At 66.9% G+C, this 15,864-nt stretch carries 11 protein-coding genes and 1 tRNA gene; 6 read left to right on the top strand and 6 right to left on the bottom strand.

The window, feature by feature from the left end; genetic code table 11:
* The first annotated feature begins 85 nt into the window (after positions 1-85).
* Both ACGFI7_RS24705 and ACGFI7_RS24700 read left to right on the top strand, forming a co-directional pair.
* The gene (locus tag ACGFI7_RS24705; protein WP_393408618.1) at positions 86-901 is read left to right on the top strand and encodes a stage 0 sporulation family protein; all 816 of its coding nucleotides are present in this window, start codon (positions 86-88) and stop codon (positions 899-901) included.
* Positions 902-983: 82 nt separating this feature from the next.
* Positions 984-1,060: transfer RNA gene (locus tag ACGFI7_RS24700), tRNA-Thr, on the top strand.
* Between the two features lie 500 nt (positions 1,061-1,560).
* Here ACGFI7_RS24700 and ACGFI7_RS24695 read toward each other — a convergent pair.
* The 5 genes from ACGFI7_RS24695 to ACGFI7_RS24675 form a co-directional block, all read right to left on the bottom strand.
* Positions 1,561-3,186, bottom strand: coding sequence for a restriction endonuclease (locus ACGFI7_RS24695; protein WP_393408550.1), 1,626 nt, complete (start codon positions 3,184-3,186; stop codon positions 1,561-1,563).
* A gap of 471 nt (positions 3,187-3,657) precedes the next feature.
* The gene (locus ACGFI7_RS24690) at positions 3,658-3,951 is read right to left on the bottom strand and encodes a hypothetical protein (protein ID WP_393408548.1); all 294 of its coding nucleotides are present in this window, start codon (positions 3,949-3,951) and stop codon (positions 3,658-3,660) included.
* A gap of 197 nt (positions 3,952-4,148) precedes the next feature.
* On the bottom strand, positions 4,149-4,931 hold the full coding sequence (locus tag ACGFI7_RS24685) for a hypothetical protein (protein ID WP_393408546.1): 783 nt from the start codon (positions 4,929-4,931) through the stop codon (positions 4,149-4,151).
* 135 nt (positions 4,932-5,066) lie between these two features.
* The gene (locus tag ACGFI7_RS24680) at positions 5,067-5,957 is read right to left on the bottom strand and encodes a hypothetical protein (RefSeq protein ID WP_393408544.1); all 891 of its coding nucleotides are present in this window, start codon (positions 5,955-5,957) and stop codon (positions 5,067-5,069) included.
* A 1,049-nt stretch (positions 5,958-7,006) separates the two neighbouring features.
* Positions 7,007-8,929 carry an endo-1,3-alpha-glucanase family glycosylhydrolase gene (locus tag ACGFI7_RS24675; RefSeq protein ID WP_393408541.1) on the bottom strand — a complete coding sequence of 641 codons (1,923 nt, stop codon included), beginning with the start codon at positions 8,927-8,929 and terminating at the stop codon, positions 7,007-7,009.
* A gap of 669 nt (positions 8,930-9,598) precedes the next feature.
* Between ACGFI7_RS24675 and ACGFI7_RS24670 the strand changes: the two genes are divergently transcribed.
* From ACGFI7_RS24670 to ACGFI7_RS24655, 4 genes are all read left to right on the top strand, one after another.
* Positions 9,599-10,282 carry a response regulator transcription factor gene (locus ACGFI7_RS24670; RefSeq protein ID WP_393408538.1) on the top strand — a complete coding sequence of 228 codons (684 nt, stop codon included), beginning with the start codon at positions 9,599-9,601 and terminating at the stop codon, positions 10,280-10,282.
* Positions 10,279-11,625 (top strand): sensor histidine kinase, encoded by a 1,347-nt coding sequence (locus tag ACGFI7_RS24665; protein WP_393408536.1) that lies wholly within the window; start codon positions 10,279-10,281, stop codon positions 11,623-11,625. Before ACGFI7_RS24670 ends, ACGFI7_RS24665 begins: the two co-directional genes overlap by 4 nt.
* Before the next feature lie 122 nt (positions 11,626-11,747).
* Entirely contained in the window at positions 11,748-12,761 is a 1,014-nt protein-coding gene (locus tag ACGFI7_RS24660) for a serine hydrolase domain-containing protein (protein ID WP_393408534.1), read from the top strand.
* A 144-nt stretch (positions 12,762-12,905) separates the two neighbouring features.
* On the top strand, positions 12,906-13,463 hold the full coding sequence (locus ACGFI7_RS24655) for a hypothetical protein (RefSeq protein ID WP_393408531.1): 558 nt from the start codon (positions 12,906-12,908) through the stop codon (positions 13,461-13,463).
* 31 nt (positions 13,464-13,494) lie between these two features.
* On the opposite strand, the gene ACGFI7_RS24650 is transcribed toward ACGFI7_RS24655, so the two are convergent.
* A complete protein-coding gene (locus ACGFI7_RS24650; protein WP_393408529.1) occupies positions 13,495-15,810 on the bottom strand; it encodes a hypothetical protein in 2,316 nt (771 codons plus the stop codon).
* Positions 15,811-15,864: the final 54 nt, after the last annotated feature.

Raw genomic sequence — 15,864 nt, 5'->3', positions numbered from 1 at the left:
CGCCTCCGCACACGTAGTGTGTCAACGAAGGCCGTAAGAACCCCCGAGGCCGTCAGGAGGCGAGCACGAGCCCATGGGCATGATCATGGCCGTGAGCTTCACCCGTTACGGGAGGCTCTACTACCTCGACCCCGGCTCCCACAGCCCCAAGGTGGGCGACAAGGTGCTGGTCCCGACCGACGCCGGCCCGGAGGTCGCGGAGTGCGTGTGGGCGCCGCAGTACACCAGCGAGGACATCACCGGGCTGCCGGTGTGCGCGGGCCCGGCGGGCGAGGAACACCTGTCACGCGACGAGACCAACAAGCGCCGCCGGGCCGAGGCCCGCAGCGTCTCCAAACGCCTCATCAAACGCCACAGCCTGCCGATGAAGGTGGTCGGCGTCGACTACCTCGACAAGGACAACGTCTACACGGTCTACTTCTCCGCCCCGCACCGGGTCGACTTCCGCGCACTCGTACGCGACCTGGCCCGCAACCTCCGGGCCAGGGTGGAACTCCGCCAGATCGGCCCCCGCGACGAGGCCCGGCTGCAGGGCGGGATCGGGCCGTGCGGGCGCGACCTGTGCTGCGCCACCTTCCTGAAGGACTTCGAGCCGGTGTCGGTCCGGATGGCCAAGGACCAGGACCTTCCGGTCAACCCGTTGCGGATCGCGGGGGCTTGCGGGCGGTTGATGTGCTGCCTGAAGTACGAGCACCCGCTGTACCAGGAGTTCCGCGCCACGGCGCCGCGAGTCGGGGTGGCCGTGGACACCCCGCAGGGGGCGGGGACGGTGGTCGGGCACAACGTGCCGTCGGACTCGGTGGTGGTGCGGTTGAACGAGGGCGGGCGTCGGTGCTCGTGCTCCAAGGCGAGCGTGTGCGGGCCTCGAAAGGCGTATGACTCTACGTACGGGGAGGGGTGAGGGCGGGGCGGGCTTGGGGGAGGTTAGGGCGGAGCGAGAACCCTTCTGGCTCCTGTAGACTCTTCGCAGCCGTTCGCGGCGTGCCGCCTTAGCTCAGTCGGTCAGAGCACTTCACTCGTAATGAAGGGGTCTGGGGTTCGAATCCCCAAGGCGGCTCCAGCTCAGAAGCCCCTCGCGTGATCGCGGGGGGCTTCTGCTAACACTGTTGCTAACAGCGCTCTGCATCCGCGTCGGCCACTTTGAGGCTATAGACGCCTTCCTCTTGCAACTCCCGGCGCTGATGGGGGAAGTTGTCGGTGCGCTTGGCTCATACATGGCGGCCCAGTTGAGGACGGTCACTGTGGTGTCGTCGATGGTCACCACGCGCGTCCTGCCGCTCTTCGTGGTGCCCTCGACGCGCTGGCCTTCCATGACGCCCACGGAGCCCTTGAAGGTGATGCGCTTGCCGTCGAGGTCCGCTCGTGGACGCTTGGCCTTCTCTATCGGTGAACTGCTGATGAACTCGTGGACGAGTACGGCGTCGCGGAAGGCGCGGCGGAGGATCGCATGGGTGTGGGTGACCGTTGAGACCTTGAGCGGCTTGCATCCTTGCTGCCCTTGGCCAGGAGGTCGCGGTAGAGCTTGGTGATCATGACGTGTGGTAAATACGCGTCCAGTCGTTAGCGCAGTTCAAAAGCTAGAACCAGGTGAGGGCGATCGGAGAGGAGCGACTCCAGCTTGGCGTCGTTCCACATTTCCACGCGAGGGCGAGTTCCTTTTGCATTATGTCTCTCGACCCAAGAAACGGCATCTACGGTGAAGCGGCCGCTCGTTGCGAATATGAGAACATCTACAGGAGGATGCTCCCAATGATCTATCGAGGTAACCTCTCCGGAGATGTCTTCAGCTTTGATGGATCGAGAAAGCCAGTGTTTGCACTGAATCACTACTCGCTCTTGGGTGTATCCGCTCAGGCTATCATTTCTGAGACGTACTGCACCTATGTCTCTCCCATGGTCAGGGGCAGTCGTCTTCATGAGCCAGTCTACTTCTGCATAACCCTCCGCCTCCGACGCTAGCGCGAACATTAAGCGCTCAAACCCTTCTGCGGTAAGATTACTCCATCTCAACGCAACTGGGGATCGAGAGGAGTCGGCGAGTGGATTGAAGGCCAATGGGTCGGCTAGTTTTAGGCAAACAGAGAAGAGCAGATGCGAGATTGTCGATATTGGCAGTCTGGTGTCGCGACCATACGGTTTAATCGACCATCCTTCGGCGTAAGCTTTTTCTATTCCTGTTCTGAGGCGAGTAATCGCACTATTTGCGGCCTGGCTCTTTGTGACGCGTTCTCTAGAGCGATATGCGGAAGCATCTCGCGCCGCCCGCCATATGAAGTTGAACATCTGGCCAATGCTGAACCATCCGAGCCCTTTGCGCATGGTGGCGAGGGTTTGCTCTCCCGGACTAAAATCGAGGCCGTGTTGAGACAGGCAAAACAGGAGATAGGAGACACATTCAGCAACAGCGACCTCCATCCAGAGTACTGGCATCTCGGTGACCCACTCGGACGGCCAGTCCTCGAAGCTGCATATGGATTCGAATTCTGCTTCAGCTCGAACTACCCGACCCGCAAGCGGCCCTGACCCGGACACATAGTAGGTAACCTTGTCTATGAAGAAACGTACGGGCTGGGAGTCTTCTCCCCATTCAAAGGCTTCGGGTGGACTGCTCGAATGAATGCCTATCAGGCCCTCTTCGAAAACTGATCGTGCAAGTTCTATGGTCAGCGAATGCGTTGGTGCGAGCCTCTGACTTCGCATGGAAAGAGGGGTGATGATGCCATCGTTGGCGTTTTCGCCATCCCGAAGGAGAGAGGCAAGTGCAACCGCCGAACGAAGGTCGAGTTCTTTGACAGCTATAAGTTCATCGTTCTCGACGGGGAAGTTGGCCTGAATCGCTGCGCGACGCGTCGCCTCAATTGCCGCTGTTTCGCGCTGCCGTATGGCTGCAAGCTCAGACTGGCATCCGCTACACGAAGCAGGAAATCGATGTGCGGATGCGGCGAGGTCGCTTCGGCTCTGAACGGGGAAGCCGTCTCCGCACCTTGGGCAGCGAGGCTCAAGAGTGAACGCATTAGAATTCTGGCGGACAAGCTGGTTGACTTGACCGGAACGAAGTCCGTACCTCTCGGTCAACTCTTTGACTGTGTGTAGATACTCACCGTCGGCGTCAACTGCCCAATAAAGTCTACATAGCTCAGCGATCTCTGGGTCTTCAGTAGTGACGACTAACTCAACCCGCTCCACACGGGACATTCTAGCGGGCAAGCCAGTTCCCGCGGAGGTAAATGCCCGCCGGTGGCAACCTCCTCATGAAGGTCAGACTGCCGCGCCGCTTCCGGTGCTCGGGCCTGGCGGCCCTGCGCTCCGGGTCGGCTTGCCACCGTATATGCGGGTTGCTGTCGGTTGCCGCTACGGCAGGAAGTACAGCAACGCCCCCTCACGCAGTCTGATCGTCCCGCACGGCGTCACGGTTGAGCAGCAGCGCTTGCTCTCGACCACGGCCCTCGAGCCGTAGATGAGAAGGCCACGTTATTCGAGGTTACGCCTGATCCTGGGACCAGCCAGGCGGGTGTAAGGCGAAGAGTGGTACAGGCCATACTGCAGCAATGAGCACGGACAAGTTGGTGTGACATTCGTACAGCAGACATCGTCGGTGCTGACGGTCGAACCGGAGCCCCGCCCGTCTCCCTTGAGGGAACCGGACGGGGCATTGGATCAGGAGGCCGTCACGACGACCCTGCCAGTGAGCAGCGCGCTGGCCGGGTCAGGCCCTGCGTTCAGGCCAGCGGCGTCGATTGCCGCTGCGGCGCGGTCGGCGGCCATGTCCGGCTTGAGCCCATCGTGGAGGGAACCCTTAACGAGGTACAACTCCACCTGGTCACGGTAGATGTACGCGATGGCGTCACCAGGGAACGGTGACGGGGTGAGATCGTCGTCGTTGTCGTGCACGACGAAATCGGCGTTCCTGAGGGCGTTAGTGAGAGTGGAGAGAATCTGCTGCGGAGTCACCAGGACACCTTTCGATAGACGTATGTCACAGCTGTGACTCCATCCACGACGGTGCATCCCAACTCGGATATTCCCTGTTCAGACGCTATTCTTTTACGAGTTAGGATCTTGAGCGATGCTGACAGCGAAGGGCCGCTACGGCAGGTCGTGCGCCTCGGCGGCCAACAGCGGTGGCGTTTCCGTCGCGAACGCGTGCATTACCCGTTGGCCGCCTCGGCGTAGTCGCTCAGCGCCTTGTTGAGCAGGATGGTCGCCAGGCTGGCCACGCGCTCCAGGTCGGTCTCGCTCAGCGTCAACGCGACCATCACGCCATCACGGTCGCGCAGGCGGGTGGCACTCACCGGTTGGCTGAGCTTTACGGAGGCCCAGGTGCGCCCGTGAGCGAACCCAGAGCATTCCCGCCAGCGAACCAGCGCTTCTGTGCCCGACAGACCCACCGCCTGGCCGGCATCCCGGACGGTCGTGGAGTAGTGAAGGTCCTGGACCACCTGCTGAGGACGAAGACCGAGTCTCTTGGCGATCTCCTCGATGTCCTTCATCCGCTCGGTTGCCTTCTTACCGGGCGGGGGCGGAACCACGCCAGCGTCCTTCTCCCACTTTGAACGCTCTTTCATGTCGTGCCGCCACACCCTGAGCGCCCGCTCCCTTCTCTGGGCCCGATCGGGTTCGTCGAGGATCCACACGGCCACCGAACTGGGCTCTATAACCCCGCGTAGCAGCGTCCACGGAGCGGCGTTGGTGATCTCCCTGGCACCTGTCACGAGAGAGCGCAGGGTGAGCACATGGTCCACTGCTGCCATGATGGAGTTCGTCACCACGGTGGAGACCTTGTAGCCCTCCATGCCTACGTCATCCTGCGTCAGCGGACTGGTCGGTCCGACTTCATCGAGCCCGAAGCCGATCTGCTGCCCGGAGCGGTCCGTGAGGGATTCAGCAACTTCGAAAAGTTCTCGCAGGAACTGCATGTTGCCCTTCGCCATGAGCGTCTACGCTACGCCCGTGTCTCGTTACTCGCATGGCATTTTCGGACAGTTCCGAAAGACCTGAAGCGGGTGCTTGTCGGCGAACCTCAACCTCATACACGAAAGCAGGCCAGCCCACGCTCGATCTGCCGTTCACTCGACGACGAACCCGGCGGGCGGCTTATCGGGGTTGACGAAGTCCTGCCCGTCGGGCCAGTCCTCGAAGCGGCCGGAGATGACACGCCCGTCGGCGAGGTGTATCTCCAGATCCCGCCCCGCCTGCGGGTGCCGGATAGTTGTCTCGGACACTACGCGGGCCAGGTCGAACGTCACCCGCCCGTCCGAGCCTTCCTCGCCCTGCACTTGAATGACGACGTGCCCCTTGATTTCCCGGCCGGAAACCGGCCCGAGACGATGATGCGCCTGAAGCTGATTGAGGATGAAGCGCAAGTTGTCGGCGTCCCGCCGGCTGAGCGTTTGCGTGATGAGGCCGGTGTGGATGGCCTGGACGGCGCGGAAGAAGTACAGGAGCTCGTCCCGCGTCATGATGGTCGTTGTCGTCTGGCCGGGCTCCGGGGTCGCTTCGAGCGAGCCGTTCTTGTGTGAGATGACACCGCGGTGCGTCAGCGAATGCCGCAGGTCGTAGGTATTCGCGTAGGTGCCGAGGAGGCGCCGCCAGATGTCCTCCGGAAACGGGGGCTCAAGTCGTACACCATTGCCCGTCTTGGCCACCTTGACCTTCTTGCTGATGTTGTTCAAGCTCTTGCCTTCGTACCGCAGGAGTTGAAGGTCGATCACCACGTCGATGACCTTCCACGCGGCTCCGAAAACGAGCGGGGTCAGGTCCACCGGTGCGGGCTTCCCGCCCACGTATGCCTTGACTTCCACCGTCTTCAGCATGGCATGGGCGTCCTGGCGTAGCTTCCCAGTGCGCAGATCGAGCACGTGCCCGCCGCTTGGTTCGGGTAATGCGGTTGCGAGGCTATCGAGGATATACCGCTCGTACTCGGTAGCCTCTTCGAACGCTGAGGTGGGAAATGTCATCTGCGAGCCCTCCGGGTCATAGTGCAAACGTGATGAGGAGCATAAGCAGATTAGTCGTTCGACAGCATCGGCACCTGTTTGCAAGCAGATGTCATGAACGCTGCGGTGAGGCATGCACGGGATGATTGGATCAAGCAAGCGATATGAGCCATGCGAGGCGTTCCGGCAGTCAATGCAGGTGATCGGACTGCTCTACACCAGATGTGCCCATCTACCGGGCGTCGGTTGGCTGGCGTCGTTGACAGTAACGATCGCGGACTTCGGTGCACGCCGTTTGCGATCGGGGCGATCGCCCAGGCCCTTCCTTCGTCGGGGGGTCATAGGGTGACCATGGCTGAGGTGACAGCCATGCCGGCGGAAGCGTTGCACACAGGCGATCTTGCTAACTAAGTTGCTAACAACGCCTTTAGACGATCACGGACGTAGGTGGAGTGGGACCGCGCCATAGCGGACATCGACCAGCATGGCCAGGCGCTTGTGGACAGCAGTGGACGATCAGGTTCTCACTCGTAATGAAGGGGTCTGGGGTTCGAATCCCCAAGGCGGCTCCCAGGTCAGAAGCCCTTCAAGATCCCTTGAAGGGCTTCTGAGTGTCTGAGCTCCCTGATCTCAGGTCTTGAAGAAGATGCCTTGGTCTGAGAGCAGGGACACGAAGCTGTGCCGCAGCTCTGCTTCCACACAGGGCTGTGGGAGCGCCAGAGTGCGCCGGGACTTTCGGGTCCTGGTGTCCCCGCCGGTCCGGACGGACCGCCACACGGCCGGCTGCGCACCGCCTACCTGTGCACCGGGCTCAGCATGTCCGGTTGCACCGACGCCCAAGCAGCCGCCCACATCCTCGCCCTGCTGATCGACCTGGATCCCAGCCTGCTCACCGACAGTGGCCGATTACTGTGGCTGAGCTTCATCCGGAAGGGACAGTCATGCCTGCCATCCCTTCCAAGACCTTTCTCCCCAGTGGCTGTTCCTGCACGCCGAGCAGCACTGGCTGCAGCGTCCGGCCACCGGCCGGATCCCCAAGGCCCTGGTCCGGGGATCCGGCCGGTGCCGCGTCAGCGTTCGCTGGAAGCCGCGCGGTAGTGCAGGTCCTGCACGTACGGCGTCGCGCTGATCGGGTACGGCGAGACGACCTTCGCGATCACGGCGGAGTTCCTGGTGACCGTGGCCGAAGCGGCGCCCGGCCTCAGCGGGAACGTCTTGGCGGATACCCCTGCGGGTGCGTCGTAGGTCTGCGTCGTGCCGCCGATCGTGACGGACACCTTGCCTGCCGCGGTCAGCATGGTGAGCACCTCGACGGTGTCGCGGGCCGCGGTGCTGCCGGTGCGCAGCTTCATGAGCTTGGTCTGCGTGTACGTCGGCTGGGCCGCGACCGGCTGGATCCTGTGGGTCAGATACGCCGTGTCGTTGGTGATCTTTGGGCAGCCGAGCTTGTAGCAGGTCAGGTAGTAGGCGTTGATGTCCAGATAGGTCCAGCCCGCGTTCCGGGAGGGGGCGAACTGGGTGTTCTCCGAGTAGTCGTTCCAGGTGGTGAGCTGCACCCAGTCCGCCTTGCCGTCGATCGCCCCTCTCCAGGTGGCCCGGAGGTTCTCGGTGTTGCCGGCCTCGTCGAAGATGCCCTGGTTGGGACGCTCGTCCTGGACGGACACCGGCTGCATCCAGATCTTGCCCATACTGTGGGCGCGGTCGATGTTGGTGCCCAGGCTGGAGTTGGCCGCGGGGTTGCGGTTGCCCCAGTTCGAAAAGCCGTAGCTGATCGAGGCGAAGGTGTCGCGGTACTTGTTGAAATCGAGGAAGCAGGGCACCAGGGCGACCTTGATCCCGTGCGTCGTCTCCATGGTCTTCATCCAGTCGGACCACCACGCGGCGGTCCGGCCTTCGGCCTTGAAGGGGGCGACGACCAGGCGGTTGTCGGCGAGGCGGTAGACCGACTTCGACGCGGCGAGCTTGGCCATGGCCGCGGCGAGGGTGGCGCTGTCCACCGAGGCCAGCCCGTTCGTGTCCGGCATGAGCACGATCTTGAAGCCCGGATCGACAGCCTCGGCGGCCTTGATAAGGTTCTGCACCCGCGTCCAGTGCGCGCTGGTCACGGAGAGGATGTCGACGGTGAAGCCGTCCAGTCCCGCGGCGATGGCCTGCTTCACCTCGGTCTTCAAGTCCGCCACCGCGTAGTCACCAGCGATCGGGTCGCGCCCCAGGGGCCGGTCGCGGAGCAGCCCGCCGTACGCGGCGTGCTTGCCGCTCTCGCCTTCCGGCTTCAGGTAGTTCCTGGCGTAGTAGTCACTCGCGGGCGCCTGGTTGTCAAGCGAGATCGGGTACGGGGTGAAGTAGTGCGCGAAGACCTTCTTCGCCGAGGCCCGCAGCGCTGCCGTGCCCGCCAGGGTGAAGGGCAGCGGTCCGTCGGTCTGCTCGCCTCCGGTTCCCTCAGTGTAGGTAACCGTGAGTTTCGGCCCCCGGTTCCCGCTCTCCCGTGAGGACATCAGCACGGTCGTGGTGGCGTCGGTCCCGGTGAGGGCGAACGCGTATGTGCCGTCGCCCTCGACGGCCGATGAGACGTCCAGCTTGGCGGTCCCGCCGGCGGTGAAGCCGGTGTGGGAGCCGATGGTCGGAGTGCCGAGCGCGGGACGGGTGTTCCAGGTGGTAGCGGCCTCGGTCCAGGCGCCTGTCACCGGGCGGACGGAGACGGTGGTGTCTGTCGTTCTGGCCGAGACCAGGTCCAGCGTGACCTTGACGTTCTCGGCGTCCTGCGGGATGTCGGTGATCTTGAAGCGGGTCAGGGCGATGCGCTGCCCTGTGGTGGCGCTGCCGCACCCGGTGCCGCAGACGCTCAGCCAGGTCGCGGTCGCGAAGCTCTTGGCCGGCTCGGCCTGGCTGACGAACACGTCCTCCGCGGCGGCGAACGTCTTGCTGACGGAGGCGACGGCGGACGCCTGCACCGGGGCGACCACGGAGGTCGCCAGCGTTGCGATGCTCGCCACGAGCACCCATAACGTTCGATATCTGTTAGCCATGAACTTCCTTGTCTTACGGCACGGTGCGCTGTCTGGCAGTCGGCCGTCAGACAGCGCACCCTCAAGAAGCGCGTCAAGCACATGCACGAGTTTCGGTTCGTCCGACGGGGACATCGGGAATCTGCGGGGCCTGATCCAGCAGCGCATGCAGCAGATCCGCACCAATGCCAATGACGAGGCCGTCAGGTCTTCGAGGGTCTGTCGTCGGTCCTTCCCGCCTTGATCAGCGCGACGGAGTTCGACATCGTATCGGGCTCGAAGCCGGTCTGGGATCCGCGCGGCTTCACCACGACGTACTCGCTCGCCAGGGCCCGTGCGGTCGCCTCGTAGATGATCGGCCGCCCTCCGCGACGCCGTCGCCGCTGAGCGGATCACGTTCACCGCTACGGGCGCTACAGAGGTTGAAAGGTCAGGGTTCATGGCTCCGCTTCGCTGGTGAGGTCAGGCATTGTCGCTCGCCTTGCTATCGGCCCACCGGCTCTGACGCGGAAGAACTTTCCGTCATTCTGGTTGCTGTTCTGTGGGGTGGGTTGGTCGCTCTCCTCTTGGCGCTATGTCGTGATCCGAGGCGTACGTCGTCGGGCGCGCTGCGTCGTGCCCGGGACGTAGGATCTTGGGCCGACGTACCGATGGAGAATGCCGTTGGCCAGCCACCAGATCCTCGCCGTCGATGACGACCCGGCCATCCTGCGGGTGCTGCGGCGCGGGCTGCGGCTGGAGGGGTTCGGCGTCGACACCGCCGAGTCGGGGGAGCGCGCGCTCGAACTCGTGACCGTCCGCAGGCCGGACGCGGTCGTGCTCGACGTATCCATGCCCGGCATGTCCGGTATCGAGGTGTGTTCCCGGCTGCGTGCCGGTGGGACCGACGTGCCGCTGCTCATGTTGTCGGCCATGGACGAGGTGGCCGATCGGGTGGCTGGGCTCGCCGCCGGCGCTGACGACTACGTGGTCAAGCCGTTCGACCTCGGCGAGCTGGTGCTGCGGTTGCGTGCGCTGCTGCGCCGGGCCGGCCGCGCCCCGGGTTCCGTCGTACGGGTCGGGCCGCTGGTGGTCGAGCCGGAGGCGCGGCGGGTGACGATGCACGGGGGCGAGGTCGAGGTGACGCGGCGCGAGTTCGACCTGCTGGAAGTGCTGGCGCTCAACGCCGGCCTGGTTCTCTCCCGCGAGGTGCTGCTGGAGCGGGTCTGGGGTTACGACTTCGACGTCACCGAGAACGCCGTCGACACCTTCGTCGGCTACCTGCGGCGCAAGCTGGGCGAACCGCGCATGGTGCACACCGTCCGCGGGGTCGGCTTCGTGCTGCGGGAACCGGCGCCGTGAAGCTGTCGACCCGCTTCGCGTTCTGCCTGGCGGCGCTGGTCGCGCTCATGGTGGCGGTGGCCGGGCTGCTCGTGCTCGCCCTGGTCTCCGCCGACTTGCGCGCCGAACGCGACGAACGGCTGCTGGCGCGGCTGCGCGCGCTGCGGCCGATCGCCGCCTCGTACGCCTGGCGGGCGAGCGTCGCGCCCGACGTGCCGGCGGACTTCATGGAGCGGCAACTGGCCGCCGCCGCGGCGGGGCCCGGCGTGTACGTGCACGTCGAGGGCGGCGAGCCGCTGGCGATCGGTGACGTGCCCGGGCGCCCGCCCGCCGGTGACGGGCCCGCCGACCACGGCCGGTGGCGGTACGTGGCCACTGACCTGAGCCGCCGTGGCCACCGGCTGCTGCTCGTCGAGCCACAGGAGCGGCTCGACGAGCAGCTCGCGCTGCTGCGCCGGCGGGTGCTCATGGTCACGTTGATCGGCGCCGTCGCGGGCGCGGCGGCCGGACCTGTCCTGGGCCGGTACGCGGTACGGCCGCTCACCCGGCTCAGCCGCCAGGCCACGGCCTCGGACGCCCGGCTCGACACCGACTCGCGCGTCACCGAGATCGACCACCTGGCCGGAGTGCTCAACGACCTGCTGGACCGGCGCGATGCCGCGCTGGAGACCGCCCGCGCCTTCGCCGCCACCGCCGCGCACGAGCTGCGCACCCCGCTCACCAGCATGGCCGCCAATCTCTCCCTGCTCGACCACCCCCGCCTCACCCCGGACGACCACGCCGAGATCGTCGCCGACCTGATCGCCGAGCAGGCCCGCGTCCAGCGGCTCGTCACCGTGCTCCGCCAGCTCTCCGCCGGCGAGCTGCTCGACCCCGCCACCGCCGTGCCCGCCGACCTGAGCGGCATCGTGCGTGAGGCCGTCGCCGCGGCCCGCCGCCGCCACCCGGACCTGAAGATCACCGAGACGGTGGCGGACGGCGTGACCGTGCGCGGCTGGGCCGAAGGGCTCCGGCTGATCGTCGACAACCTGCTCGGCAACGCCGCCGCGCACGGCGAGCCGCCCATCGCCGTGGAGCTCGCCCTCGACGGGGAGACCGCCCTCGACAGGGTGACCGCCCTCGACGGGGTGACCGCCGTCCTCACCGTTACCGACGGCGGCCCCGGCGTCCCCGACGCCGACCGGGAGGCGGTGTTCGGCCGGTTCCGCCGTCGTCCGGGCAGCCCCGGCTCCGGTCTCGGCCTGACGCTCGTCCGCAGGCAGGCCGAGCTGCACGGCGGCACCGCCACCGTGACCGGCGCGCGCTTCGAGGTCCGGCTGCCCACCGCCGGCGGGACCGGCCGGCCCCGCTCGTGGCTGGAGTGACTGCCAGAGCTCGTGGCTGGAGTGGCTGCCAGAGAATTGGTGGCTGGGGTGACTGCCAGAGATTTGCCAAGAACGCTCGCCACCATCGCCTCTGTCCTCTTCCGTCAACCACAGGAGGCGACGTGCGCAGCATCCTCATCGCGCTCACCCTGGCCGCCCCGGCCGCGCCGCCGGCCGACGTCATCCGGCCGTCGGCCGACCCGGTCCCCCTGGTCAACGCCAACCGGCCGCTCTCGGTCACGTACACCTACCAGGGCGAAAGGCGTACCCTCGACGACTTCCTCACCCGTACGAAGACCAACGGATTCCTCGTCCTGCGCGGACAGAAGATCGTGCACGAGCGGTACACCGACGCGAGCCGGAGCACCCGGTTCCAGTCGTGGTCCATGGCCAAGTCGTTCACCTCGGCGGCGATCGGCGTCGCGCTGAAGGAGGGGCACATCCGCTCCCTCGACGACCCGGTCACCCGGTATCTGCCCGAGTTGGGCAGGTCCGGCTACGACGACGTGTCCATCCGGAACCTGTTGCGGATGTCGTCCGGCACCGAGTGGGACGAGGGCAAGGACGTCCCCAAGATGCAGGCCGCCGCCTCCAAGGGTCTGCCGCTCATGCCGAGGGTCGTCCGGCAGCGGCCCGACTGGGCCCCGGGGACGCAGTTCGAGTACAACAGCATGAATTCGTACGTCCTCGCCCGGGTCATCACCGAGGCCACCGGCACCCCGTACCACCGCTACGTCGAGAAGAAGATCTGGCGGCCCGCGGGCATGGCGGGCACCGCCCGGATCTCCGCCGACGGGGACGGCCACAGCCTCGGCTACTGCTGCATCCACGCCACCGACCGCGACTACGCCCGCTTCGGCCTGCTCTACCTGCGTCAGGGCAAGGCGAACGGCAAGCAGGTGGTGCCGGCGTCGTGGGTCAAGGCGTCCACCCGCCCGTCAGGCGTCAACCCGCGCTACGGGCTGCACTGGTGGCTCGGCGGCGGCAAGGACTTCATGGCGGCGGGCTTCGGCGGGCAGTACGTCTACGTCTCCCCGGAGCACGACGTGGTGATCGTCAAGTCGACAACCTCGACCGGGCAGCATGACCAGGAGGAGGTGCTGGCCGCCTTCCGCGCCGTCGCCGCCGCCGTTTAGCGCAACTGGGTTCACTTCCCGTACGGACGAATGATGGGGGCGACAGGCGTCGCGATGGCTCCATACGGGACAGTGGGCCAGTGGAGCCGGTTGATCACGGAACCATTCTGTCCATGGCCCACCACGCTGCCCTAAGGTTGCGCCGTGCTCGACAAACCGCCGGGATGGCCCTTGCTGACGGCGTTCTCCCTCGCGGTGCTGGTAGCGCTCTGGTGGGCCAGCGGGCCCTATGTGTATGCCGAGTTCGTCCTTTGGGTGCTCTTCATCGGCGGCTTTCTCACGTTCGTCTGGACGGTGCGGGCGGTGGTCGCACTCATCCGTGATGCCGACGCGATCCGCCACCGCAAGCTCCGATGGTTCATGCCGTGGATCATCGTCTGCGGCATGGTCGTCGCGGTGTCTCTCGATTGGCCGTTCCGGGTGCGATTCGCGTTGTCGGAGTCCGCGCTGATCGCCCATGCCCAGGCCGTGGCCCGCAGCGGTGACGTCTGGATGGAGTGCCATCAGGTGGGCCTCTACCCGACCTGCTGGTCGGAGGCGACCCCCGGCGGCGGAGCGAGGTTCAGGGTCAGCGACCCGGGGATCCGCACATCGGCCGGCTTCGTATGGAGTCCGGCAGGTCAGATGCCCGAGGACGACGTGGAGAGCCTCGACCCGCTCACCGGCCCTTGGTATGCCTACTCGGGCTGGGACAAGTGGTGACAGATCAGCGGCTCGTCGGGACCGTACGTCGTCAGGTCGGTTCAGCCGGGTTGCCGGTGGTGGCCCTGGTGCGGGAGATCTCGGCCAGGGTCCAGGCCCTCAGGTGGGGGTCGGGCAGGCCGTGGGCCAGGGTTGTGGCCCGGGTGGTCGCGCCGGTGCGGGCCAGGGTGACGATGACGGTGGCCGAGGTGCGTGGATCGGTCGCGGCGAGGGTGAGGGCGTGGTCGTGACGGCCGAGGGTGGACAGGGCCTGGGCCACGTCCGCTGTCGCCTCCCGCGGCATGGGGGTGTTCGAGGACAGGAGGTCGTCGAGGGTCTGTTGGGCGTGGTGGGTGTCGCCGGTGGTGGCCCGGGCGCGGGCCACGCGTGCTCGGAGTCGGGTACGCAGGGCGGGGTCGGCCGGTGGGACGGCTGTGGCGTCGGCGTGGAGGAGGACCTGTTGGACGCGGCCGGGGGGTGCGCCGGCTCGGGCATGGGCTTCGGCGATCGACGCCAGGGTGTCGCACTGCTCCAGGGGGTCGGGGATGTCCAGTGCGGTGCGGAAGGCGCGGTCGAGGTGGCCGGAGGCGGTCAGGACCGCGGCCAGCGTCGTGGGGGTGTCGGCGGTGGCCTCGGCGTGGGCGAGCAGGTCGGCTGCCTGAGGGAGGCGGCCGATGGCGAGGAGGGCGTCGACCAGGTCGCTGAGCAGGCGGTCGTGGTCGTGGGCGGAGGTCACGGAGCGGGCGGTGGTCTCGGCCGTTCGTAAGAGCTCGGCGGCCTGGTTGAGGTGTCCGGCCCGGGTCCGCGCTTCGGCTGCCGCCAGGAGTGCCTGGGCGCGTGCTGCGGGCTCCTCGATGGCTTGGGCGATGGATTCGGCCTGGTCGAGCCGTCCGTTCCGGGCGTGACCGGCGGCAATGCGGTGCAGGGCCTGGGATCGGCGGCTCGGGTCGGGGATCGACGGGGCTCTCTCGTACGCGTGGTCGTACGCGCCGAGGTCGCACAGAGCGCGGACGAGGTCGGGCCACGGGGACGGCCAGTGGTCGGCGGCGATCGCGTCGGCGCGGTCGAGAAGGCCCGCCCGGGCCAGGGCGGACGCCAGCAGTCGCCGGGCCTCGGACTGTTCCTGTTCCTCGTAGAGGGTGTGGACCAGGAGTTCGGCGCGGCGCAGGAGGTCGTCCGCGCGTTCCCCCCGGCCCGCGTGGACCAAGGCGTCGGCCAGGTCCACCAGGGCGTGGATGTGGCGGATGTCGTCGTCGCCGTCGACGGCCAGGGCGGCGGTGGCGGCCTCGTCGAGGATCTCGGCGGCGCGTTCGGGGCGGCCTGCTCCGGTGGCGGCGCGGGCCACGCGGGCTATGGCCTGGTCGCGCCGGACGCGGTCGGTGATCGTGTGGGCGAGCGACATGGCGTGGTCGAGCCGGCCCGCTTGGGCCATGGTGACCAGGAGGTCGGTGTCTGTTGGCTGGGTGTCGGCGAGGACCGCTGCGGCCTCTCCGCTTCGTCCTGACTGGATGAGCCGCCGGGCCAGTGTCACCCGGGCGGCGGCGCGGCGGCTGTCGAGGTCGATGGCGTCGGCGGTGGCGAGAGCCTGGTCGAGATCGCCGTGTTCGGCCCAGGCGAGGGCGAGGTCGCCCAGCTCGGTGTGGCGGGTGCCGGGGTTCGTGATGGCCCTGGCCGCCGTCTCGGCCCGGCGCAGCAGGTCCGCCGTACGCTGCGGATCGCCGGGAGCCAGGGCGGCGGCGCGCAGTGCCTGGCTGCGGCACGGGGGGTCGGCGATCCGCTCGGCCACCTCGACGGCCTGGCCGGCCCGCCCGGATCGGGCGAGTGCCTCGGCGACCAGCAGCAGCGCGACGCCGCGGCGCGGCCGGTCGGTGACGAGGAAGAGCGCGGTGGCGTAGGCGTGGTCGAGCCGGCCGGCCCGGATGAGGGCGCGGGTGAAGGCGTCCCACCCCCAGCTGGGGTCGGGGTCGCGGCCGGCCACCGTGACCGCGCGGTCGATGTCGCCGGCCATGACCAGCGCCTCGGCCAGGGCTCTCAGGCCGGTGGGGGAGAGGTCGTCCTCGGGGAGGGAGGTGAGCGCCGTGGTGGGCCGGCCCGCGCGGGCCAGGGCTCCGGCCACCGTTCCGAGCGCGGCGATGCGGTCTTCGACTCGCTTGATGCCGCCGGCCGCGCGCAGCGCCTGGTCGAACGGGCAGACCGCGGCCATTCCGGCGGCTGTCGCGATCAGGGCTGCGATCCGTTCGCGCGGACCGGTCGCGTCGTGGGCTATGCGCAGGGCGCGGTCCATCGCCTCGGAGGCTCCGTCGAGGTCGCCCTTCAGGGCCATCACCTCGGCGGAGGCTGCCAGCGTGCGGATCGATGTCTCCAGCACGGATCCAGCTTAATGACCTTCCCGCGGATCGCGAGGTACGGGACGATGGGAGGT

This window comes from Nonomuraea sp. NPDC048826, from assembly GCF_043198225.1.
In the GTDB taxonomy this organism is placed as follows: domain Bacteria; phylum Actinomycetota; class Actinomycetes; order Streptosporangiales; family Streptosporangiaceae; genus Nonomuraea.
This window is presented reverse-complemented; position numbering and strand designations above follow the sequence as displayed.